Consider the following 21,014-nt stretch of genomic DNA (forward strand, 5'->3'; position numbering starts at 1 on the left):
TATTTTTGATGTTAAAGGAACGAAGATGTCACAGTTGACACATGTAGCTCAGACGATGTTATCCGAACTTGATGGGTTTTCCGTAGAGGTCGATGCTGCACGCGAACGCGCCGATATTATTTTGGACAGGCCGCCGTTCAATATTATTTCTATGGCCCAGCGAGATCAGTTGCGCTTGGTATTCGAGTCCCTAGATCAGGATCCGGCCGTTCGTATCATTGTTCTACGTGCGCGTGGGGAGCATTTTTCTAGCGGCGGTGATATTAAGGGTTTTCTTGAGGCCACCCCAGAGCATGTTTCTCAATTAGCTTGGAACATTGCGGCGCCTGCGCGTTGTTCCAAGCCCGTCATTGCCGTAAATCGGGGCTATTGTTTTGGTGTTGGTTTCGAAATTTCTCTAGCCTGCGATTTTCGACTTGTTTCAAACACCACGTTGTACGCTTTACCAGAACAAAAGCTAGGCCAAATCCCAGGCTCTGGTGGGTCGGCACGTTTGCAGAAGATGGTTGGAATCACCCGTACGAAAGATGTTGTAATGAGGTCGCGGCGTATTTCTGGGAAACAGGCTTACGATTGGGGGGTAGCGACAGAGTGTGTGGCAGACGATCAGCTGGAGAGTGCGACTGATGCTCTGGTTGAAGAGCTGCGTAAGTTCTCTCCTTTGGCGCAACGTACAGCGAAGAAGTTACTTAATGAAACGGAGGATGCGACCCTAACGACTGCAATAGACCTTGAGGGGCATTGTTATAGTCGCTTGCGTTCGTCCAACGATTTTCGCGAAGGGGTTGAGGCTTTCCACAGCAAGCGTGCAGCCAAATTTAATGGAACCTGATTCGGATCGCGATGCCCTCACTTATATCCATAAACATCCAGCTTGTCGAAAAGAAATTTGACAAACCCATTGGGGGGTCCGGAGTAACGGGCGTTGACATTATTGTCGCGACCTTGCGCGATACCGATGGCGCAACGGGGCTGGGGTTGTCGTATGTGATTGGGGGTGGCGGGGCCGTCGTTGCGCAGCTTGCACAAGTGCTGGCCAACCGGTTTTTGCAGGGTGGTGCGCTAAAGGCGCCGCCCGAGCACTGGGCCGACATTAAAAAAAGCTTCAACAGAACCGGCGATGGCCCCAACATGCTGGCCCTTGCCGCACTAGACGTTGCCTTGTGGGACCTGACCGCGCGTCGCCAGAACAAACCGTTGGCGCTGGCGCTGGGCGGCAGCATGGCCCCTGTGCCTGTATATGCCAGCGGCGGCTTTGGCCCCAAAGACGACCCGCAAGCCGTTGCCGCGCTGGCGGCGCAGTACATGTCTGCCGGTTATGCGGGCGTAAAGCCACGCGTCAATGCCAATGTGGGTGACGAGGCCGTCTTGCGCGCCGTGCGTGACGCCATTGGTCCGGAAGCCCGGCTGATGGCGGACGCCAACGAAAAAGGTAATGCGCACAGCGCAACAAGGCTCTTGGCATTGGCCGCCGAATATGGGCTAAGTTTTATCGAAGAGCCGCTGCCTTCTGATGATGTTTTGGGGTATCGCCGTCTGGCTGCGCAAAATGCCGGGGCGGTCATTGCCATGGGTGAGCATTTTCAGGGGTTGGATCGTTTTTCGGTGTGTATAGAAGATGGCATTGCCGGTGTCATTCAGCCCGATCTGGCCATGGCGGGCGGCCTGACGCCCTGTCTGGAAGTTGCCCGTATGGCCGCCCTGAAAGGCATACAAGTGGCCCCACACTTTTTGCCTGGGCTGTTCGTGCATTTTTCCGGCGCATTCCAGGGGCAGTTGTTACTCGAGGCGTTTCCTATTGTCGAAGACGCCTTCGAGGGGTGGCCTGAGCGCGGTGCCGACGGCCGGCTGCAGCCCCGCGATACGCCGGGCCATGGTTTGTTCTTAAAGGCCTAGGGCAGCAACAGATTAAAAGGCATAGCTTGCCGTCAGTCCGGCGCTCCAGTTCCGACCCGGCGCGGGCTCGTAATAGCGGGCGTTGCCCTCGTTCACAATCACCGAGCCGGCATATTGTCGGTCAAACATGTTGTCGATGCGCGCGTAGCTGGTCAGGCGCCACGGCCCGGTTTCCCAGACATAACCGGTGCTCATCGACGCGGCAAAGTAGCCTGGCGCACTTTGTGTGTTGCCGTCATTGACATAAATTTTGCTTAGATAGCGGCCTTCCAGGCCCAACTGCCAGCCGGTTTCCGGTGCCCAGCCGATGCCGACAAACCCCATGTGTTCGGGTATGCCGGGTATGCGGTTATTGGCGGCCAGGCGGCGTTCGGGCGAAGCGCCGGGGCCGCAGGTGGCTGTCTGGCACTCATCTTGGTAGCGGGCGTTGATCCAGCTGTAGGCCAGGTCGATGCGTCCGTGGCTGCCAAAGTACAGCGTGCCGCCCAGTTCCAGTCCGGTTCGCCTGGTGCGCCCGGCATTTTGAAACGTGCCACGCCCCTGACTGCTGCCGGCAGACACAATTTCATTCTTGCTGCGTGTTTGGTAAAGCGCAGCTGTTAGTTCGTGCCGGCCCACGCGCGCTTTCAGGCCGGCTTCTACCGTGGTGTTGGTGGATGGCTGCAAACCAAAATTAAGGCCTGGTGAGCCGTCGGGTCGGTAAGACAGTTCGTTGATTGTCGGGGTTTCAAAGCCGCGCCCCGCCGACACATAACCCAGCACGTCGGGCGTGAATTGATAGCCCAGCGACGCAAAAGGCAAGGCTTCTTTATAGCGCGCCGATCCGCTGTCGTCGGTGTTAACGGCGTTAATGTACCGATCATCAGATTGCACGCTCACGGTGCTGTAGCGCACGCCGGTGTCCAGCGTCCAGCGGGGCGCGAACCGCCAGGACATCTGTACATATGGGTCGAACGTGTCGGCGGTGTTGACTTCGTTTCGGCGCAGTTCGCCTTGTACTCCGCGTTGTTGGCCCGGCCCTGTTCCAACGAAGTTGAAATAGCCTTTGCGGCGTTCGCGCAGTGTGTCATATGCCACGCCCGCAATCAGCGATGTCCGGGGGCTGGCTTCCCATGTCCAGCGTAAGTCGGCGCCCATGTACGCCCGGTTCAGGTCAATGACCCCGCCCGGATGTTGTGGGTTGGCCGGGCTGGTTTGTACCGCTACGGGTATTGATTGGTACTGCACGGTACGACGTTGGCCGTCAGGGTCAGTTCGCTATCGTTCTCGAACAGCATGCCAAGTTTCACATTACCCAATGTCTTTGCCGCAGCGCTGTGGTCGCGGTAGCCTTCGCTTTGAAAGCGGTTCAGGCTGGCGCTGTAGTCAATGAGGGTGCCGCCTGCGTCCGTTTCGCCAAGCGCCTTCACGCCGTAGCGTTGCGTGTCGTAGCTTCCGGCGGCGAATCCGCCTTCAAGACGCGGCGGGTTAGCGCCGCGCTGGGTGGTGATGTCTATAACGCCGCCAGACGCGTTGCCGTACAGGGCCGAGAACGGGCCGCGTAAAACTTCAACGCGATCAATCGAGGCAATGTCGATATTTGAGGTCTGGCCTTGCCCGTCTGGCATGGTGGCGGGGATGCCGTCAACATAAATACGCACGCCCCTGACGCCAAACGTTGCCCGTGCGCCATAGCCTCGAATCGACACCTGAAGGTCTTGTGCGTAGTTTTGGCGGTTTTGTATCAGCAGCCCCGGCACACTGCCTAAGCTTTCCGACAAATTGACCTGCAGATGGTTGTGTCGCATTGTCTGGCCATCGACCAGCGAAACCGACGCCGGTGTGTCCAGTATGTTTGTGCCTGTCCGGGTCGACTGCACGATAATCGGGTCAAGCGTGACCGGATCAGTTTGTGCGGCGGCGTTTGTTGCCGTTGCACAAACGACCGCAGTTGCAATGTCCCTTATGGGCTTGAAGACAAATCGCTTTGCTTGCTGGACGGTTCGACAGCGGGATGCGGGTTGAGTCAAGGGCATTCAGTTGCAATCCGGGGTGGGAAAGTCAATAGCAGAATGCTAACCTAGAATCCTTTCAGCCAAAATTCAGCTTGGAGCGATTAATGACAAAACTGTCTCTAACCCGGCGCCTTCTGGCGGGTGTTGCGCTGACCGCAGCCGTATGGGGGGCGCCCGCTACCTTGGCTAACGCACAAGACAAGGCCGTGCAGGTTTTGCCCAGCCAACTGGGCCAACTGAGCGTGACCGAAGTGGCCCGCAAGCTTGACCGCCCGTGGGCGATGGCGTTCTTGCCCAACAGCGAAGGCATCCTTATTACCGAAAAGCCGGGTAACTTGCGCTTGTGGCGCGCCGAAGGCGGGTTGTCCGAACCCATCAAAGGTGTGCCGGCCGTTTACGAGCGCGGTCAAGGAGGCTTGCTTGACGTTGCACTGGCGCCCGACTTCGAGCAGTCGCGCCGTGTTTATCTGACCTACGCTGAAGAGGGCGACGGCAGCGGCAGTACGGCAGCGGGGTATGGCGTGTTGTCGGCCGACGGTACAACGTTGTCTGATTTCAAGGTCATCTTCAGGCAGATGCCGCGTTTATCGAACGGCGTGCACTTTGGTTCGCGAATGGTGTTTGACCAACAGGGCTACCTTTACATTGCCCTGGGCGACAACAATCAGCGGCCAACGGCGCAAGACCTGGACAAACTACAAGGCAAAGTGGTTCGTTTGTATCCAGACGGCCGTATCCCCGACGACAACCCCTTTGTAAATCAGGCGGGTGCCCGGCCCGAAATCTGGTCTTACGGGCATCGAAACCAGCAAGGTGCGGCGCTTAACCCCTGGACGGGCGAATTATGGACGCATGAGCACGGACCGCGGGGCGGTGATGAAATCAATATCCCCAAAGCGGGCAAGAACTACGGTTGGCCGTTGGCAACCTACGGTATCAACTATTCCGGGTTCGACATCCCCGAAGCGCAAGGTACGCATGCAGACGGTACCGAGCAACCCCTTCATTACTGGAAGGTATCGCCGGCTATTTCGGGCATGGCGTTTTACGATGCTGACCAGTTTCCCGCCTGGAAGGGCTCGCTATTTATAGGCGCGCTGCGCGGGCAAGCGCTGCTTCGCCTGACACTCGACGGCAACAAGGTCACTGGCGAAGAGCGCTTGCTCGAATCACTGAACGAGCGGATTCGCGACGTGCGTGTCGGCCCGGACGGTTACGTGTATGTGCTGACTGATGGTGGCAATGGTCGATTATTGAAACTGGGCTTCTAGGGTTTTCAACTAGAATGTGCGCTGCCGCCCTGTCGCTGACAGGGCGCGTCACACGGACCCTTCATGAAAAAAACTGATCTCGAAAAAAATAAAGCCCTGAAAATCATGGGCAAACTTAATGCCAGCCTGCCCCCCGGGCGCTTTGCCGGTGCCGCCGCCGCACCCGACCGGCGCGAACAGCGGCGGCTGGACCAGGCCGCTGGCCTGGTCTCGTTTCCTGTCAAACTTCAACAGCCAATCATTACGGCGTTAAATGCCAAGGCGCAAGCCGATGGCGTTACGGTCAACGACCTGATCAACAGCCTGCTGGCAGACGCCCTGAAGGCCTAGCTCATGCGAATATGGGTTGACGCCGATGCCTGCCCGGTCGTCGTCAAAGACATCCTTTATCGGGCGGCGCAGCGTTGGCAGCGGTCGACAACGCTTGTGGCGAATCAAATGTTGCGCACGCCGCCGTCACCGTTTATTCGGGCGGTGCAGGTGCCACTCGGTTTCGACGTGGCAGACGACTACATTGTTCAAAACGCTTGTGCGGGCGATTTAGTGATTACCGGAGATATCCCTTTGGCCAGCCTTGTATTGGCCAAAGGCGCTTTTGCGCTTAACCCGCGAGGCGAACATTACACGATTGAGACGATAGGTGAACGGTTGGCTATGCGTGACATGATGGACGAGTTGCGCAGCCAGGGCGTTGATACCGGCGGGCCGGCGGCGTTCAGCCAGTCAGACAGACGTGCATTTGGTAATGCGTTAGATAAGTTGATGATGGCGCGGTCCCAGAGGAAGGCGTGAACGTCGAAGGCTTGGTTTATGTTTGCTCGCTGACGACGAATAATCCCGGTTCAAAATGACAACTTCCCGATTCCCTGTTTTGCAAGACGAAATGGTGTTTAGCGCTATCCGTGCGCAGGGTGCGGGTGGGCAAAACGTCAACAAAGTATCCAGCGCAATACATTTGCGCTATTCAATATCGCAGTCGTCGTTGCCAGACGATGTGAAAGAACGCTTGCTTGCTTTGCGCGATTCGCGCATAACCGACGAAGGTGTGGTGGTTATTAAGGCACAAGGTAGTCGCAGTCAGGACAAGAACAAACTGGAAGCCATCGCGCGCTTGCAAGCCTTGGTCGATAGCGTGTCCAAGCCGCCTTTGGCGCGTAAAGCGACCCGGCCAACGCTGGCCTCAAAGCGGCGACGGCTAGAGGGAAAACTTGTTCGAGGACAGGTGAAGCGCGGGCGAGGACGAGTGCTTGTGGAGGGTTAGCGATATGAGCAGTATCAGTGCCCTAGCCATATCGCCGCCAGCGATGCCCGACTATTAATACCCAGCTTGCGGTAAATTTCGCGTACATAGCTGTGGGTGGTTGTCGGCGAATGATTCAACTCGTCGGCAATTTGCTTTTCAGATTTGTCGGTCAGCAGCAGGCTCATGACCTTGCGCTCCATGACGGACAACGGTGTTTCGCTGATCATCAGACCAAAGCTTAAAAATACGCGTCGCTGAAACCAGCCCAGGCCACGTAAAAGCGTGGCCGCCTGGTTCAATTCTTCGTGGGTAAAAAGGTCGTTTGGCTCGCCTTTGCGTTGAAGGCCGATGTAGGCTTCGCAATGTTCATTGACAGGCGTGGTCACGAACATCGTGTCGGTTATGCCCCATTGCACGTATACCTTGTGATTGAAGTCCGACGCCATCCAGCCGTCGGGCACCAGGTCGCGGTTCAGGGCAGCCCGAAAAGTGCCGGCGCGCCGGGCTTGCTCAATGATGGCAGGGTCGGGCGCGCGGTCTGCCTCTTTGGCCAGTTTTGCCATTTGCTTCATGCGTTCCGGGTCTTGGTGCAAATAGTGCAGAACACGGGGGCGCCAGCCGTTCAGCGGGTCGGCAGGAGAGTGGTCAGAAACACGGATGGCACCCAGCCAGTACGCGTTTTGGGCATTGACGTGCTCACACAGCGTTTGCAACAGATGGTTTAGCGCGTCGTGTGTGGCCGAGGCCGGCACACCTGCCAGATGGTCCCACAGTGCCTGTAATTGATCGATTGGGTTGGTGTTGGATGGTTTTACAGCAGTCATGCGCTTAGTTTATAGGCATACCAACGTTCGCACAGCCCGGGCCAACCTTGATTTTTGGGTCAAAAATATCCTTTGTTTGTAAAGGCTTGCGCGCGCCCCCTCTGATTAGGGGAGTTTCAGACGACGCATGCGTTGCTAGCATGGCCCGTCTTCACAGGAGGTTCAATGAGACGGGTGAAACGCTCAGGTACTGCATTTCCCGCGAAGCACGTTGTCACGCCCGTGGCTAAAGTTCTTGCCTTGATGCTGGCGGGCGTGTGGGGTGCAAGCGACCCGGTGCGGGCGCAGGGGGCACCGCAAACATACTGGAACGGAAACAAGGCGGCGCCTGATGGGGTAATTGCGGGCGGGGCTGGAACCTGGAATGCCACCGGCATGAACTGGACAGACGCTGCGGGTAACGCGAGTGGTACGTACGACCCGGATGGTGTGCTGTACTTCACGGGCGACGGCGCAGATGTGACTGTAGACAACAGCGCGGGCCAGGTCTCCATTTCGGGAGGTCTCTGGTTCGATTCCGATAACTACGCCATTGTTGGCGACGCGTTGCAACTGACGGGCGATGTTTCAGTCGGTTTAAGGCTTGACGATCTGGCAAGCGCCTCGTTCGCAGTCTCTATCAGAAGCGACCTGACCGGTGGTGGGGCGTTGACGTTGATTGGCGGTAGAGAAATTGCGCTTACCGATAACAACACTTATGCCGGCGGTACAACAATTGAACGCGGGAATCTTTATTTGGACAGGGGAAGCATCTATCACCCGGATGCCGATCTTGTCCTTGTTGGCGAAGAGTTCGGTAGATTAAGCATTACAAATGGCGGCAAGGTTACCACTGGCAATGGGTACATTGGTGACGCAGGTATTGGCAGTGAGGTGGTCGTGACCGGCTCTGGCTCGCAATGGGTCAACAACGAGAACGTATATGTTGATGGCTTCTTGAATATCGCGTCGCAAGGCACTGTTGAAACCGGGGGAGATGTATTTATTGCCCATTCGTCAGAAGACGGTGCGCTATCTGGCGACAGCTTTTCGCCGAGCGGGTCGCAGGAGCGATTGGCCCAAAAAGGCACACAAGGCGGCGCCAACGTCTGGGTGCAAGGAGGTACCTCGCGCCTGAAAGAAGATGTTGAGCGTGCGGTCGGGAACGCCCAATACGTAATGCAGGGCAACGCCATCGCGGCGGGAGTCGAAGCCGGCAACGATGGCTGGCTGATGGGCGTTGCGGGGTCTGCAGTTAGCGCAGACCTTGGCTTTAGCAACCGCCAGGCAAGTGGCGATATGAATGCCTACTTTTTGGGTGGTTACGGCCGTTGGCAAAGCGAAAACGGCAGGTACGTTCGGGGCGGCCTAAGTTACGGCCGTGTTAATACCAAGGCACAGCGCACATTCAACCAGCGCGCAATCAAGTCAGATTTTGGAATGCACGGTTTGCGGGCAGATGTAGAAGCCGGGGTGCAGATCCCTTGGCAGCAACTTAACGTGACGCCCTACGTGCAGGTATCAAGCACCTGGCTTAGACGCGAAGGCTTCCAGGAGCGCGGCAGTAGCGGGGCCGAATAAAGCGTGGACGCCACAAAACTGGCAACCCGCGAATTAACGTTGGGTGTGGATGTGTCTGCGCCTTTCCAGGCCGGCGGCCTCGACGGCGTTGCGTGGGGCGGCGTCGCCGCCGTGAAGCGGTTCGATGACACCCAGGCCGTGCAGTCAGCCGCCTTTCGCGCAGGCAGTGAACGCTTCAAGGTGTACAGCGCCGACATGGGAGACACCCGCGCGCAGTACGCGATGTAATTAGTCTTACCAACACCAATGTTTCTAAATGTTTTGATTATTTCCTGAAAGTTTCGTACTATCGTGCGCTGGAAAGCGGGCGGCAGGGGCTGTCGGTTTATGGTCCAAGGTAGCCGAGCGGGGCGCAGGTAGATGGTTAGATGAGACGGTTTTGGGTTTACGTGCTGTTGATTATGGGGTTCGCGCATTTGACGCTGAACTTTTCTCCGCTGGGGCTGAGCGATCGGGCCGACAAATACCTTCAAGACCTTTTCAACACGTATGCCGGCGATCTAGTTTATGGGTCACCGCAGGACGATATCACCGTCCTTTTGCTAACCGACGAGACACTTGAGGCACATCAGCGCGGGCACTGGCCAGCCAGCTACGATTTTCATGGCAAAGTGCTGAACTCCCTGCTGCATGAAAAACCCCGAGCTGTCTTCATCGACTTTCTTTGGTTGAGCCAGCGCCTGGATGCAAGCCTTGGCATGCCTCGCGATGGCGATTATCTAATCAAGGTTTTGCGGCGTTATAACCTCGCCGGGATTCCCGTGTTTTTGGCCTCGACGCCTGCCGTAGAGCAAAACTGGCCCGAACTGGCAGGTTTGGTTGTACCGGTGCCGGCCGAGTTGAGCATTGACGTTATGGATTTTGTGTCCAGAACGTATCCGGTTGTCGTTGGCAACGCCCAGCAGACACCTGCGTTTCGCATAGCACAAGAAGTTCGGCCTGATCTGTTTGCCACTGACCCAACTGAGCCGATGGATGTCTTTTGGGGCACCTTGCCCAACAAGAAGAACGATTGGATGAAGGTCGAAAAGCACGACGCCGACATCGCAACAGTGGCTTTATACGGCTTTTCAGGTGTGAAGACTCCCGTCCCATTCGTCACTACGTTGTATGTTCGAGACTTGTTGAAGCAAACGGGCGAAAACCACGAGGATGTGCGAAAACAAGCGGCCGCGCTCATGAAAGACAAAATCATTTTGTATGGCGCCAACTTGACTGGTGTCAACGATCTGATTTTTACGCCTACGCGTGACATTCTGCCAGGGGTTTATTTGCATGCCATGGCATTGGATAACTTGTTGCGTTGGGGTGGGGAGTACAAGTCGGCTATGGGTACAGGTTTGCACGCAAATCGTATATGGCACGGCGTTTGGAGTTTATTGATTGTTTTGCCCGTGGCTATGTTGCTGGCTTTTTTCCATCGACGTCCAGGTTCGGGTACGCCCGGCAATCAAGGGGTTCGTACGCTCAATTTACCTTCGTCGATGGCGCCTCAGCCTCAAACGAGCCAAGTATTTGGATTGAACGCATTGCGCTCGTGGCGAATGCGGATGCTTGCGTTATTCGACCAGCATCGGGTGTTAGGCAGACTGTGCGTCATGTTGGCATTGGTTTGCTGGTTTGCTGCATGGGGTGTTGTTGAGTTTGTTTATTTCAACATCTCGGCGGGCACAGTGGCCGGCTACCTCGCCTTTTTAACCTTGGGCTTTTTCCTGGACAAGATCGGTCTGGTCGACTGGATGATCGACCACGTATACCTTTGGATCAGAAAGGCCTGCAGCCGACTTGCACAGACGCTAGGTCGTTATAAATCCCGAGTATAGGAAAAAGTTTATGAAACTGAATATAAAGCAGTTCGCGCTGGCGGTGGCCTTAGGGGTCTCGTGTTATTCAACGGCAGCAGCTGATTTAAAGATTTCAGCACTGGCCGCAGATGCCACCGAACTAGACCTGTTTAGCCCAGCGGCAGATGGCGCCTATATTAAAAGCGTGGAACTGTCGGCGTTGAAATTTCCCATTGCGATTCTGGAAGATCGAAATGGTGGCTTCATCATTCGGTTTGAAGGCAAAAAGTACTATGTGAATGCCCCGGATGTGGTTGCGAATAATGTCTATAAGGTAACTGCCGAGTGCGACAACACATTTTCCACCGAGCTTGTCGGCGCCACGCGCGGCATAGCGGGCAAGGGGTGTTGAATATGTATCGATTGTTAGCCCTATGCACAGCAGCCATTTTCCTTACGGGTTGCGAGACACTAGGTACTACGCCACGTTGGATGCCTGCGGCATTGAATAGTGAATCCCCGTATTTGCAGCAGTTGTCGCCCGAGAAGATCAATGTGGCTTCCGACGCGGAAGACGTGCAGGAAGATGTTCGAAAAATGCAAAGTATGGGCTTGGGGTTGGTGTACTACCCCGAGCTTGAGCAGCTTTTGAATGACGAGTTGCAGCGGATCAAAAGCGCCTCTGACTTTACCGATGTTCCCGGCCGAGTTTACATTCTGGCGTCGCCCACGATGAACGCTTTGACTACAGATCAAGGCAATATCTACATACCTATTGGTATGTTGATGGATATCCAGAGCGTGGATGAAATCGATGCGTTGCTTGCGCACGAGTTCGCCCATACCGTTTTGTCACATACCGACATCGACATACTGAAGGAAATCCAGAAGAAGGGTACCGCTGCGTATGCTCTAGTCAATCGGTTGGGTGTGGATGCCGGAAATGCCGAAAGCGTCGCCAGACGCATACGCAACAGCTTTGCGCTTTACATGGCTACCGAGAAGGTTCTTAGTCCTACCTGGAGTCGCACCCAAGAAACCGATGCTGACAAGCTTGCCGTGGATTTCCTGATACGAGCGGGGCGTAACGTAAACGGCATGACCGCCTTGCTGGGTCGTCTAGACCAGTGGGACAAGATTAACGCCAGCTTACGTGAAGACGATAAACCCAAACAAAGCATGTTAGTGGCGGTTGCTAGCAGTCAGTTTGCTCAAAACGAATGGCAGGCCCTGTTTATCCAGGCGCTGGAGCCCTTGGGGCAGAAGATAGAAGATGGCATTGCCCAGGCTAGCCACACGCATCTAAGTCCCGAAGAGCGTTTGAGCGATGTCAACGACTACATTCGTGCGCATTATCGCAAGGCTGCGCGCCCTGCTATGGATAGCAAGACGTGGCGCAGAGTGGCCCACAACCAGAAAGGCAAACGCTTGGCAAAAAGCGTGGTGCAATCGCACGTTGCTTTTCGTTCGGTCAGCCAGGGTAAAACTAATGTCGCTAGAGCAGTGCTTGCGAAATCTCGACATCGAGACGTAAATGGTCAGACCTTTTACCAGCTTGCCCTGGCTTCGGTGGCGGAAGACCGGGGGCGTAGTCAAGAAGTGCTTGCCATGGCTGAGGCCTCGGCTACCAATGTATACGACTCGTATCGTCTGCATGTAATGGCGCAACAAGCCAAGGCGCGCCAAGCCGGGGGTAAGGCCGACAGTGACGAGCTGGCCGCTTTGTACAAACAGTTCGACGCTTATGGTCGCCCGGCCGAGTTCTACTACGACCTGATTCAACTTGCAGACACAACGGATAACTTGGGTATACAGGTCGAGCTAGGCCTGCGTTGCCAGGCCGCGTATTTTGGTGATGCGAATGCTTGTTCGTCCGGTAAAAAGCAGGCTGAAGTAAAGCAAGAAGCAGGGTTGGTAGGTGGCTTGCTTGGGATTTTTGGCAACTAGCGATTGGGGGACGTCGAACCGATGCAGTTTATGTGCCCGTTAACCTTTGCTCTGAATTTCTATTTGCAAATGTCTGCTTGACGGGGTGGTTACGGTTGGAGCGGTAACCATGCCAACGTAGCACTGCAAGACAAAACGCATGCGCAGCGTTGTAGGCCAGATCGAAGCGACTCTCGATAGACAGCGACTCGTTTAGTGCATCACGCAAACGAGCATGCCCTGAATGGATTAAGCCTTCAAACTCTCGTTTGTCAGGCGGTTCGGCCCGCAACGGCTTGTTGGGGCCGCTTAGGTTTTCAAATGCCGAGGTCACTGTCTTTCCCTAGTATCCAGATCTTGGGTTGTTCCAAGACACGGGTCAGGAATGATTCCTGATTGGCAAGGCGTTTCTGGAACTCGTCTTGAGACAGTATGGTTGGGTTGACCGGGCGTCCGAGGGTCGCACTGGCCGCTTCAACGGCGGTGAAAAGCTCACCGTAGCTGATGCCATCGCTGATCACCATCAGATCTATGTCGCTGCTGGCCGTGTCCGTCTTCTTGGCGACGGAGCCATAGACAAAAGCTGCGGTAATCTGGGCCGACATGGGCTGAAGTGCTGTGCGCAACGGTTCAGCCAGGCCTACCGTCTTCTGGATAATGGAACGTAGCTCATTAAAGATGGGCGATTCTGCGTTCGCTTGGTAGTGCTTCTGATTGCCAACTGCCATCACGGTCACCAAGCCACTATTTGTGAGCGTAGCCAGTTCACGTTGCACGGCGCCGGAGCCACTGGCCGCGAGGCTGATCAATTCATTGGCATAAAAGCTGCGATCGGGCTGACCATACAGTATCCCTAGCACCCGCTGTTTGGTACTGGGAAAGAGAGCGTCGGACAGGCTCCAACAGGGCGCTGTAGTGCTTGAAATACCCATATTGGGCTTCATGATACCCAATTTGGGTTTTTTTGGCTACTGGATTCAGGAACTTTGAAAATTACCGCATGCGGGTCTTGGCCCAGTGCGGTTGGAACGGTGTGATTAACCGTGTCTAGTGAATGCGTATCCCCCGATAATGGGGAAGAGCCAAGTAAAATCAGGGGTTTATCAGAGTGGTGCCCGGGGCCGGAATCAAAAGCCGCATGAATAAAGGGTTTGCGGGTGTTTGGGGAAATTTTTGCGTATCCCCATAAAAACAACAGTCTGGTGTTAGACGGGTTTGGAAGGGGCGGTCGGGAAAGGTGGGTTGTCTTGTGGCGCCGATGCATCGCCAGAGGCGATGGGATGAATTCGCTGTTTCGGCCTCTGGCTACGAGAATAGTTCTGAATGGGTGCGCTTACTTGCGGCTGGCTTTTTCGAGGTCATCAATCAAGGATTCTGGGTTATTGAAGCGGGCACGACGGTTCTTGATGATTTCCCCTGCTTCGGCCATTGCCGCACGGCTACGGGCATTTGGGGCCTTGACCGCGAACGGTAGCTCTTTGTCGGCAACAACCCGTGTCAGGAAGAGGCGAACAGCATCAGACACGGTCAAGCCCATTGAAGCCAGCGTTTTCGTGGCCTGTGCTTTGATCTTTTCGTCTACATGCACATGCACCATGGTGGTTGCCATAAGAGTCTCCAGCTGAGTGTGATTGAGATACATTGCATCGCAAATTGGTGGTGCGCCGGAAGCTCACCCGACACCCCAGCGAGGTGATTGCATCAAGGTGGTAATTCTTGATGCATCGTCGAACTGGGCGCTGACCTTCCTGTCGAACCACTAAGAAATCCTCAGTAGTTGCCTCTTCAGTCAGAGGGTGGCAACATCCGATCGCTGGCGGCAGCCTGATGCCGTAGCCGTTGGCCGTTTCTCGGGCTTCAGGCTATCATGACCAGAGTTGGTTTGTAATATCCTGGCGGAAAAAGTCAGGGTGGCAGTTTGCTAGTCGTTTGGAGAAAATGATGCAAGCAGGAACGAAAAAAATAGCCATTCAGGAAGGCGACATCCCAAGCCTTGCCAAGGATGCTGTTCGAAAGGCTTATGATCGGGCACTGAAGTCGGGCAGCAGTGTGCTTGAGGTCGTGGACGGGCAACTGGTTAAGTCGAATCCTGATGGTTCCAGGACCATTCTGAAGGCTTTGCACCCAGGCAGGGTAGTCACTCCTGGCACAAAAATTCGTCTCAGGAAGTAGAGATCGTGCCACGACTGCGGATGTTTGCCGGTCCGAATGGGTCTGGTAAAAGCACGATGAAGGAAGTTATCCCGGAGGCGCTGCTCGGCGTGTATATCAATCCGGACGACATAGAGAAAGCATGGCGACAATCTGGTTGCATTGATTTTGCCGCGTTCAAGTTGTGCGTCGATGCTGAAGACGTATTGGCCTTTTTCAGACAGTCCACCTTTCTGGCGAACGCAGGGCTCTCCTTGGAGGTTTCTCATCTTCGTCTTGACAAGGGCCGGCTATGTCTTGACCCTGCTCTGGTCAATTCTTATTTCGCCTCTGTCGTATCCGACTTCATTCGCCAAAAGTTGCTAGAGCAGAACATCGACTTCACTTTCGAGACGGTAATGTCGTCGTCAGATAAGGTCGATTTTTTGCATCGGGCCAAGGCTGCTGGGTTTCGGATTTATCTTTACTACGTAGCCACTGAAGATCCGGACATTAATATTTCGCGGGTACGGCATCGCGTTAAGATGCATGGTCATGATGTGCCTGAAGACAAGATCATTGAGCGCTACTTCAGATCTCTTGATCTATTGGTTGATGCAATTCGTCTTTCAGATAGGGCGTATATTTTCGACAACTCCAGCCAGAATAGGATCTGGCTGGCGGAAGTGACTGATGGGACTGAATTGGAGTTCAAAACTGATTTGGTGCCTCATTGGTTTGAGACGTACGTTCTCGAAAGGTTGAGCTGATTAGGGAAAGACTCTCGTGCCGAGCTATCCGGAAATTCCGGATAGTTGGATCTTTCTGCACTTTTTCTCGGCGTAGATATTCTTGATGAGCTCTCCGACGGTTCTTACATCCTTGTCGAATAGTTTGACCATCTGCGCCTGCCTGAGCCAGATAGTGTCGTTGTCAAGCGCCACCTCCAGACGGGCAAGCCCATCGGCAGAGACAAAAAGGTGGACGTCGGATGGGGTCATCGTTTGCTTTTCCGTCTGGTGAACACAATCAATCAGACCCATTGATACTACATCACTGTTTGATTACGCGGGCGGCCAGAGCGTGCGCGGCGCTGTGCGAGATGAGTGGTCACCCACTCCTCCACGTCAGTACGTCGCCATCTGGGGTTGCTGCGTTTGCCATCGTCATTGAGGCGCAGGCGGATGGCCACCGGAAATCCCGGAGCCAGGGCAATGGTTTCCCGGATATACCGGGCGGGGTAGCCCAGCATCGCGCCGACATCTTCGGCACTGAGCAGGGCTTCGGGTGACATTCTCGCCGCAATCTGTCGGGCGAGCTCGGAGTAATTGAATTCGGTTGCAACAGTAGTCATGGTTTGCATCTTCTTTGCGGCGGGCTCTGCAGACATTGGCGGCAAGGCACGGCAGCGAGTTGGTCAATAAGAACAGCTGGCCAGGCGCAAGAGGTGCTGCGCCTGGCGGTAAAGCGGTGTGCGGTCTTCTCCCGCTGTCTTCAGCCCGATTACGACGCCATCGGCTGATTACAGGCGCGACACTCATCCCTGAGTGCCGACCCCCCGGGCTCGTTCCCGTACAGCACCTCGCGCAAGAGGTCGGTGTTGAGCCCATGGATTTCACCTGTTTTGCTTCTACCCAGGTGCCTTGCAGGTAGTCACGCAGTCGCGTGCCGCAAGCGGCAGGGCGTGATGTTCATCGATTGCTTGTTGTTAAAGAGCGTGAATGAATAGTAGCAAATGCTTTTTAATTGAGCAATAGATAACGTAGCAATGCGATGCAATTGCCACGTTTCGAAGGTGATGTGGAGATTGGGCGGACGAATTGCCCGAAAGACGGGAGGGGAAGCCAGGGTAAGAGGGTAGCGTTGCTACTGTTGCTTTGTGTCGAGCTCTTGCGCCAGCACCAGGCCGGCCGTTACTACCGACAGCAAGGCCGGTGTGGCCCATTCGGGCACGGGCTCACTTGGCTGGCGTAGCACCAGTTCGACAATCCGCTGTACGGGAACCGACGACGCGCGGTAGCGAGCCGCGATGTCGTCGGGGCTCGCATCAGCTGCATGCAAAGGCGGGAGGGCAGGGGGCTCGTTGCCTTCAGCCTGGGTAAACCATCCACGCATTCCGGGAATGCTCTCGATGTGGCGTATGGTTTTTTCGGAAACGGCGCGTGAACCATTGAGCATCTGCCGGATGAACGCACCATCTTTGAAGCCCAGGCGGCGGCCAAAGGCACTGCGATCACCGAGGGTGAGGTGATCAATGGCCTTGGAAAGTAGCTCGCGGCGCTGCTGGGCGATATGTGCTTCGTTCATGCGTGTAAAGGTAGCACAAGCTCTGGTAGCAGAGGTAGCGTTTTCGAGGAAAAATACCCTTTTGATACCGCTTGAGGCCGTTTTGTACCTCTGATCCACAGATAGAACGTTTTGTCCGCGAGAGTTATGGACTTTAGGTTCGCTCCGTTGGTTACGGCCGTTGGGTATGTTTCAAAAAAACCTCAAAGTGCGTCACCCCATTATCAGATGAGGCTCCAACCTGGCCGCCATGCGCCTGAACAATCGATTTCACGATGGCCAGCCCAAGCCCGGCGCCTTCGCCATTGCGGTGCCGCGACGCATCCGGTCGGTAAAAGCGCTCAAAGATGTGTGGAAGGTGCTCGGCCGCGATGGTCGGCCCTGGGTTGGTAATGCAGATCCGCACGGTATCGCTCTCGCCGCGAACGTTCACCCGCACGGTGCCGCCTTCCGGCGTGTAACGAATGGCGTTCGAGAGCAGATTGGAAAATGCTCTGCGCACCATGGCCCTGTCAGCGTGGGCCGCCAGTGTTTCGTCGCCGGTGATGACGATAGCGACTTTACGTTCCTCACACCATGCTTCGAAGAAGTCGGCCAGCTCGCGCAGTTCGGCTACCAATGGCACGGCTGCGCGCTCCGGCTCGATCAGGCCGTTATCGGCCTTGGCCAGAAAAAGCATGTCGCCAATCATCTTGGCCATGCGCTCGTATTCCTCGAGGTTTGAATACAGTATTTCGCGGTATTCCTGGGCGGTTCGTGCCCGGGACAACGCCACTTGAGTCTGGGTGGTCAGGTTCGTAATGGGGGTGCGCAGCTCGTGGGCGATATCGCCTGAAAAATTCGACAGTCGCCTGAAGCCGTCCTCCAGTCGGTCGATCATCTCGTTGAAGGCGGTGGCCATGGGGGCCAGTTCCGCAGGAACACCCGTGGAGTCCAGCCGAAGATGCAACTGCTCTGAGTTGATGCGATTGATCTGCTGGCTGATGCGACGTATGGGTGCGTGGCCCTGGTGAACGGCCAGCCAGGTGGCGGCAATCGCAATCAGGCAGGCCACGGCCGTCAGCCACCACAGGTAGCGGTGAAAGCTGTTCAGAAAATGCAGGTGAAAATCGATGTCGGTGGCCAGAACGACAGAAAACGGTTCGACCTTTTGGCCCGTGCCTGCGGCCAACCGCACCAGCACGCTGCGGAAGGTCTTGCCTTCATACTGCCAGGGCGACACGGTTTTGTTGTTGATCTCATCCACCGGAGTCAGTTGTCCGAGTGCGGCTTCCAGGTTGGCGCCCGGGGTGGCGTAGAGCACCTGGCCATTGCTGTCAGCGACCAGGAATTCTGCGTTGTGGTGGCCGGACAGCGTGCTGTCGAAGTGAGCTTTCAGCGCGTTGGCGGCGGTTTCGTCGTCAAATTGCCGCAAGGTGGCCTGAATCGAGGTTTTGGCGGCGTTCAGTTCATGGATGTCCTGTTCCACGAAGTGGGCATTGATCGAGCGTTCCACCAGCCAGCCAAAACACAACAGCAAGGCGGTAATGCCCGCGCCGATGGAAATGGTCAGGCGCAGGGCCAGCGAGGGCGGGGATGTCAGGAGCCTGCGCATATGCCTGCCTACCTGGCTTCGGGAATGTCGAGCATGTAGCCCATGCCACGTACTGTGTGTATCAATTTGGGTTCAAAGGCATCGTCGATTTTGGCGCGCAGCCTGCGCACGGCCACATCGATCACGTTGGTATCGCTGTCGAAGTTCATGTCCCACACCTGGGATGCAATCAGTGAACGGGGAAGGACTTCGCCTTGCCGGCGAACGAGCAGTTCGAGCAGGGCGAATTCCTTGTTGGTCAGGTGAATGCGCACGTCGCCTCGCATGGCGCGGCGACGGGGAATGTCCAGCACCAGATTGGCCACCTGTATCTGTTCGCTGAGAACGGCCATGGCGCCACGTCGCAGCAGGGTGCGTACCCGCGCCAGCAATTCGGAAAAGGCAAAGGGTTTGACCAGGTAGTCGTCGGCGCCGAGTTCCAGCCCCTTTACGCGGTCTTCAACACTGTCGCGTGCGGTAAGAAACAGCACGGGCGTGGCAGATTGCGCGTCGCGCAGCGCCTGCACAATGCGCCACCCATCTACGTCGGGAAGCATGACGTCCAGAATGATCAGGTCGTAAGGCTCGGTCAGGGCCCGGTGGTGGCCGTCAAGGCCGGTTTGCACCCAGTCCACCTGAAAGCCGGCTTCGGCAAGCCCTTGCCGAAGGTAGTCTCCGGTTTTCACCTCGTCTTCCACAATCAGCAGTTTCATTGGCGTGTGATTTAGCCCTATTGTTGGTGGGCAATAAATAGAGTGATTAAATGGTTTTCCAATGTAACGCAGTCGACATGACGAAACCATGGCCAGTGCATGACAAAAATGTAATGAAATGAGCGTGCGGGTTAGATGACGCAAATGTAATGCCAACGTCATCGTGGCGAAAGACACACCTCTATAGAGTGTCAATATGTCTATAAAGTTTTTATCGAAAACCTAGGGCAATACTATTGGAGATGATTATGAAGTGCTCAATGAAGACGATGATGAAGGTTGGCGTCACGTTGGTTGCAGCAGTGGCGGTCGGATATGCGGCCGTTCCCGCATTACGCGAGTGGCTCGTGGCGTTTTCACCGTTTTTGTTCTTGTTGGTTTGCCCCTTAGCCATGGTTCTAATGATGAGAGGCATGAGCTCTCATGATCCGCATACTGCTATTTTGCCGCGTTCCGTTGAGACACCTGCGCAGACAGAGGCAGCAAATACTGATCGATCTGACCGCACTGCTGTTCATGGTTAATTTAGGGGTGGCTCTTTATCGGAGATAGGTCATGAAGCAGGTTATCTTGGTGGTGTTGGCTGTTATTGGTGCTCTTGCTTTGCTTTGGTGGCTCGGCATGGGGGCCATGATGTTATGGATGATGAATCCGTAAAGGGTTTTAGGGGTTTTCTACTCAAAAAAATTGTCGACAGTGGTTTATCGCAGTTGTATGACCCACTGTCGGAAAAACAGTAAGAATTTTAAGAGTCTGGATTTTCCACTGAGTTTATCCTAGCCAAGGCCATTTCTCACGCCCTTGGTGCGTTTCGTGTTTACCGGCATCCCCGTAATCCGAGTCATCCAGGACCAGTTCCGCATCGCAGCTCGGCAGAGCATGGATCAGCATCGCATCGGCCAGAATAGTCGTTGTGTCCACCTCCGAATGTACTAGGCTCGTATTCAGTTCTATCCCAATGTTCCCCTTTGGGACAAAACTCCTTCTCTCACTGGGTCCTTTAGTTTGAGCTTGCTGATTGCATTGAGTCTGTAGTGCCGACTTGGTGGACTGCTGCTAGTGGCAGTCCTTGCCTTCGTGCGGGAGAGTTTGGCAATTTCGTCCTTGTCATTTCACGTCGCTGTGGGTTTACCCTTCTTTGTAACTTCTCGCGGGGTGTTGTTTGCGCATGCCAGAAAATTCTGCATCAGAAAACTCAGTCAACTCATGATAAGCCGATAAGAGATGTCCGCGACATTTATCTCTTGGAGAGTGGCTGTTCACGGAGCTCTCGACGGTAAGTACGGAGGCAATTGAGCGACATGACAAAAATGTAATTCGGGCGTCATGCCAGCGACAGCTGCTGCTAGCTACAGTGTTGTTCTATCAAAAGGCACTGAGTTTTTTGTCTTTACGCAATGCTTCAGATCAATTTTTAAAGGATTAATTTCACGTGAGACTTACAGGCACTGGTTTTTCCCCCTATATGCCGCGTCGCCGTTTCGTTCAGGGCCTGGCCGCCGGCGGCGTGATGCTGGGTTTGTCGCCGTTTGCCCATGCGGCGGGAATCGTGTCTTCCCAGGCACGCACCGGCACGGCCCCCGTGCTGACGGGTACCGAATTCAATCTGGAAGTGGGGCAGTCGCCGGTGAATTTCACCGGCAACCCGCGTATGGCGTTCACCATCAATGGTTCAATCCCTGCGCCGACATTGGTAAGCGTCCGCTCAGCACCGTCTTGCGCTACAGCTGAATTTCCCTCAGGCGTTGGTTGACCTCGTTTAGATCGAAGGCGCTTGGGTCGAAGGGACCACCGCACCACTGCATCATCTGTCC

At 55.3% G+C, this 21,014-nt stretch carries 23 protein-coding genes and 2 pseudogenes; 15 read left to right on the top strand and 10 right to left on the bottom strand.

Features of this window, described 5'->3' with window-relative positions:
* Positions 1–25 precede the first annotated feature (25 nt).
* The gene (locus GTU67_RS09630; RefSeq protein WP_185779861.1) at positions 26–832 is read left to right on the top strand and encodes an enoyl-CoA hydratase/isomerase family protein; all 807 of its coding nucleotides are present in this window, start codon (positions 26–28) and stop codon (positions 830–832) included.
* An 11-nt stretch (positions 833–843) separates the two neighbouring features.
* On the top strand, positions 844–1,896 hold the full coding sequence (locus GTU67_RS09635; protein WP_185779862.1) for an enolase C-terminal domain-like protein: 1,053 nt from the start codon (positions 844–846) through the stop codon (positions 1,894–1,896).
* A 12-nt stretch (positions 1,897–1,908) separates the two neighbouring features.
* On the opposite strand, the pseudogene GTU67_RS15705 reads toward GTU67_RS09635, so the two are convergent.
* Positions 1,909–3,911, bottom strand: a pseudogene (locus GTU67_RS15705) (TonB-dependent receptor family protein).
* 83 nt (positions 3,912–3,994) lie between these two features.
* On the opposite strand from GTU67_RS15705, the gene GTU67_RS09645 reads away from it, so the two are divergent.
* The 4 genes from GTU67_RS09645 to arfB all read left to right on the top strand — a co-directional run bounded on the left by GTU67_RS09645 (position 3,995) and on the right by arfB (position 6,422).
* Positions 3,995–5,161 (top strand): PQQ-dependent sugar dehydrogenase, encoded by a 1,167-nt coding sequence (locus GTU67_RS09645; RefSeq protein WP_185779863.1) that lies wholly within the window; start codon positions 3,995–3,997, stop codon positions 5,159–5,161.
* Between the two features lie 63 nt (positions 5,162–5,224).
* Positions 5,225–5,491 (top strand): hypothetical protein, encoded by a 267-nt coding sequence (locus GTU67_RS09650; RefSeq protein WP_185779864.1) that lies wholly within the window; start codon positions 5,225–5,227, stop codon positions 5,489–5,491.
* Positions 5,492–5,494: 3 nt separating this feature from the next.
* Complete coding sequence (locus tag GTU67_RS09655) at positions 5,495–5,953, top strand: YaiI/YqxD family protein (RefSeq protein ID WP_185779865.1); 459 nt, start codon at positions 5,495–5,497, stop codon at positions 5,951–5,953.
* 55 nt (positions 5,954–6,008) lie between these two features.
* The gene (gene arfB / locus GTU67_RS09660; RefSeq protein WP_185779866.1) at positions 6,009–6,422 is read left to right on the top strand and encodes an alternative ribosome rescue aminoacyl-tRNA hydrolase ArfB; all 414 of its coding nucleotides are present in this window, start codon (positions 6,009–6,011) and stop codon (positions 6,420–6,422) included.
* Positions 6,423–6,436: 14 nt separating this feature from the next.
* On the opposite strand, the gene GTU67_RS09665 is transcribed toward arfB, so the two are convergent.
* Complete coding sequence (locus GTU67_RS09665; RefSeq protein ID WP_185779867.1) at positions 6,437–7,228, bottom strand: helix-turn-helix domain-containing protein; 792 nt, start codon at positions 7,226–7,228, stop codon at positions 6,437–6,439.
* Positions 7,229–7,393: 165 nt separating this feature from the next.
* Here GTU67_RS09665 and GTU67_RS09670 point away from each other — a divergent pair, with 165 nt between their 5' ends.
* The 5 genes from GTU67_RS09670 (at position 7,394) to GTU67_RS09690 (ending at position 12,519) form a co-directional block, all read left to right on the top strand.
* Entirely contained in the window at positions 7,394–8,788 is a 1,395-nt protein-coding gene (locus tag GTU67_RS09670) for an autotransporter domain-containing protein (RefSeq protein ID WP_185779868.1), read from the top strand.
* A gap of 3 nt (positions 8,789–8,791) precedes the next feature.
* On the top strand, positions 8,792–9,016 hold the full coding sequence (locus tag GTU67_RS15615) for an autotransporter domain-containing protein (RefSeq protein ID WP_185779869.1): 225 nt from the start codon (positions 8,792–8,794) through the stop codon (positions 9,014–9,016).
* Between the two features lie 161 nt (positions 9,017–9,177).
* Positions 9,178–10,611 carry a CHASE2 domain-containing protein gene (locus GTU67_RS09680; protein ID WP_185779870.1) on the top strand — a complete coding sequence of 478 codons (1,434 nt, stop codon included), beginning with the start codon at positions 9,178–9,180 and terminating at the stop codon, positions 10,609–10,611.
* Positions 10,612–10,621: 10 nt separating this feature from the next.
* Positions 10,622–10,984: a hypothetical protein gene (locus tag GTU67_RS09685; protein WP_185779871.1), complete on the top strand. Its 363-nt coding sequence runs from the start codon at positions 10,622–10,624 to the stop codon at positions 10,982–10,984.
* A gap of 80 nt (positions 10,985–11,064) precedes the next feature.
* Entirely contained in the window at positions 11,065–12,519 is a 1,455-nt protein-coding gene (locus GTU67_RS09690; RefSeq protein ID WP_185779872.1) for a M48 family metallopeptidase, read from the top strand.
* 296 nt (positions 12,520–12,815) lie between these two features.
* Here GTU67_RS09690 and GTU67_RS09695 read toward each other — a convergent pair whose 3' ends face one another.
* Positions 12,816–13,442 (bottom strand): nucleotidyltransferase domain-containing protein, encoded by a 627-nt coding sequence (locus GTU67_RS09695; protein WP_185779873.1) that lies wholly within the window; start codon positions 13,440–13,442, stop codon positions 12,816–12,818.
* Between the two features lie 389 nt (positions 13,443–13,831).
* The gene (locus tag GTU67_RS09700) at positions 13,832–14,107 is read right to left on the bottom strand and encodes a type II toxin-antitoxin system RelB/DinJ family antitoxin (RefSeq protein WP_249417664.1); all 276 of its coding nucleotides are present in this window, start codon (positions 14,105–14,107) and stop codon (positions 13,832–13,834) included.
* A 329-nt stretch (positions 14,108–14,436) separates the two neighbouring features.
* Here GTU67_RS09700 and GTU67_RS09710 point away from each other — a divergent pair, with 329 nt between their 5' ends.
* Together GTU67_RS09710 and GTU67_RS09715 are read left to right on the top strand one after the other, a co-directional pair.
* On the top strand, positions 14,437–14,670 hold the full coding sequence (locus tag GTU67_RS09710; protein WP_123659835.1) for a hypothetical protein: 234 nt from the start codon (positions 14,437–14,439) through the stop codon (positions 14,668–14,670).
* 56 nt (positions 14,671–14,726) lie between these two features.
* On the top strand, positions 14,727–15,398 hold the full coding sequence (locus tag GTU67_RS09715; RefSeq protein WP_249417665.1) for an ATPase: 672 nt from the start codon (positions 14,727–14,729) through the stop codon (positions 15,396–15,398).
* Between the two features lie 24 nt (positions 15,399–15,422).
* Here the strand turns inward: GTU67_RS09715 and GTU67_RS09720 are convergent, their stop codons facing one another.
* The 6 genes from GTU67_RS09720 to GTU67_RS15620 form a co-directional block, all read right to left on the bottom strand.
* Positions 15,423–15,671 (bottom strand): virulence RhuM family protein, encoded by a 249-nt coding sequence (locus tag GTU67_RS09720; RefSeq protein ID WP_123659836.1) that lies wholly within the window; start codon positions 15,669–15,671, stop codon positions 15,423–15,425.
* Between the two features lie 5 nt (positions 15,672–15,676).
* Entirely contained in the window at positions 15,677–15,982 is a 306-nt protein-coding gene (locus tag GTU67_RS09725; protein ID WP_123659837.1) for a helix-turn-helix transcriptional regulator, read from the bottom strand.
* Positions 15,983–16,494: 512 nt separating this feature from the next.
* Positions 16,495–16,935, bottom strand: a complete 441-nt coding sequence (locus tag GTU67_RS09730) for a hypothetical protein (RefSeq protein ID WP_185779874.1) — start codon at positions 16,933–16,935, stop codon at positions 16,495–16,497.
* 151 nt (positions 16,936–17,086) lie between these two features.
* Complete coding sequence (locus tag GTU67_RS09735; protein ID WP_185779875.1) at positions 17,087–18,508, bottom strand: heavy metal sensor histidine kinase; 1,422 nt, start codon at positions 18,506–18,508, stop codon at positions 17,087–17,089.
* A gap of 8 nt (positions 18,509–18,516) precedes the next feature.
* On the bottom strand, positions 18,517–19,200 hold the full coding sequence (locus tag GTU67_RS09740) for a heavy metal response regulator transcription factor (RefSeq protein ID WP_123659840.1): 684 nt from the start codon (positions 19,198–19,200) through the stop codon (positions 18,517–18,519).
* A gap of 211 nt (positions 19,201–19,411) precedes the next feature.
* A complete protein-coding gene (locus GTU67_RS15620) occupies positions 19,412–19,615 on the bottom strand; it encodes a hypothetical protein (protein WP_233574835.1) in 204 nt (67 codons plus the stop codon).
* Between GTU67_RS15620 and GTU67_RS09745 the strand changes: the two genes are divergently transcribed.
* Positions 19,548–19,724, top strand: a complete 177-nt coding sequence (locus GTU67_RS09745; RefSeq protein ID WP_233574833.1) for a DUF2933 domain-containing protein — start codon at positions 19,548–19,550, stop codon at positions 19,722–19,724. The two genes, GTU67_RS15620 and GTU67_RS09745, sit on opposite strands and share 68 nt — an antisense overlap.
* 941 nt (positions 19,725–20,665) lie before the next feature.
* A pseudogene (locus GTU67_RS09750) lies at positions 20,666–20,893 on the top strand (twin-arginine translocation signal domain-containing protein); the annotation flags it as partial.
* Between the last annotated feature and the right edge of the window lie 121 nt (positions 20,894–21,014).

The sequence above is a fragment of the Pusillimonas minor genome (genome assembly GCF_014237865.1).
Lineage (GTDB): Bacteria > Pseudomonadota > Gammaproteobacteria > Burkholderiales > Burkholderiaceae_B > Neopusillimonas > Neopusillimonas minor.

Coding starts and splice junctions, on each gene's coding strand:
- GTU67_RS09630 (WP_185779861.1), top strand. CDS start 26: ATGTCACAGTTGACACATGTAGCTCAGACGATGTTATCCGAACTTGAT.
- GTU67_RS09635 (WP_185779862.1), top strand. CDS start 844: ATGCCCTCACTTATATCCATAAACATCCAGCTTGTCGAAAAGAAATTT.
- GTU67_RS09645 (WP_185779863.1), top strand. CDS start 3,995: ATGACAAAACTGTCTCTAACCCGGCGCCTTCTGGCGGGTGTTGCGCTG.
- GTU67_RS09650 (WP_185779864.1), top strand. CDS start 5,225: ATGAAAAAAACTGATCTCGAAAAAAATAAAGCCCTGAAAATCATGGGC.
- GTU67_RS09655 (WP_185779865.1), top strand. CDS start 5,495: ATGCGAATATGGGTTGACGCCGATGCCTGCCCGGTCGTCGTCAAAGAC.
- arfB (WP_185779866.1), top strand. CDS start 6,009: ATGACAACTTCCCGATTCCCTGTTTTGCAAGACGAAATGGTGTTTAGC.
- GTU67_RS09665 (WP_185779867.1), bottom strand. CDS start 7,228: ATGACTGCTGTAAAACCATCCAACACCAACCCAATCGATCAATTACAG.
- GTU67_RS09670 (WP_185779868.1), top strand. CDS start 7,394: ATGAGACGGGTGAAACGCTCAGGTACTGCATTTCCCGCGAAGCACGTT.
- GTU67_RS09685 (WP_185779871.1), top strand. CDS start 10,622: ATGAAACTGAATATAAAGCAGTTCGCGCTGGCGGTGGCCTTAGGGGTC.
- GTU67_RS09690 (WP_185779872.1), top strand. CDS start 11,065: ATGCCTGCGGCATTGAATAGTGAATCCCCGTATTTGCAGCAGTTGTCG.
- GTU67_RS09695 (WP_185779873.1), bottom strand. CDS start 13,442: ATGAAGCCCAATATGGGTATTTCAAGCACTACAGCGCCCTGTTGGAGC.
- GTU67_RS09700 (WP_249417664.1), bottom strand. CDS start 14,107: ATGGCAACCACCATGGTGCATGTGCATGTAGACGAAAAGATCAAAGCA.
- GTU67_RS09710 (WP_123659835.1), top strand. CDS start 14,437: ATGATGCAAGCAGGAACGAAAAAAATAGCCATTCAGGAAGGCGACATC.
- GTU67_RS09715 (WP_249417665.1), top strand. CDS start 14,727: ATGAAGGAAGTTATCCCGGAGGCGCTGCTCGGCGTGTATATCAATCCG.
- GTU67_RS09720 (WP_123659836.1), bottom strand. CDS start 15,671: ATGGGTCTGATTGATTGTGTTCACCAGACGGAAAAGCAAACGATGACC.
- GTU67_RS09725 (WP_123659837.1), bottom strand. CDS start 15,982: ATGACTACTGTTGCAACCGAATTCAATTACTCCGAGCTCGCCCGACAG.
- GTU67_RS09730 (WP_185779874.1), bottom strand. CDS start 16,935: ATGAACGAAGCACATATCGCCCAGCAGCGCCGCGAGCTACTTTCCAAG.
- GTU67_RS09735 (WP_185779875.1), bottom strand. CDS start 18,508: ATGCGCAGGCTCCTGACATCCCCGCCCTCGCTGGCCCTGCGCCTGACC.
- GTU67_RS09740 (WP_123659840.1), bottom strand. CDS start 19,200: ATGAAACTGCTGATTGTGGAAGACGAGGTGAAAACCGGAGACTACCTT.
- GTU67_RS15620 (WP_233574835.1), bottom strand. CDS start 19,615: ATGCCTCTCATCATTAGAACCATGGCTAAGGGGCAAACCAACAAGAAC.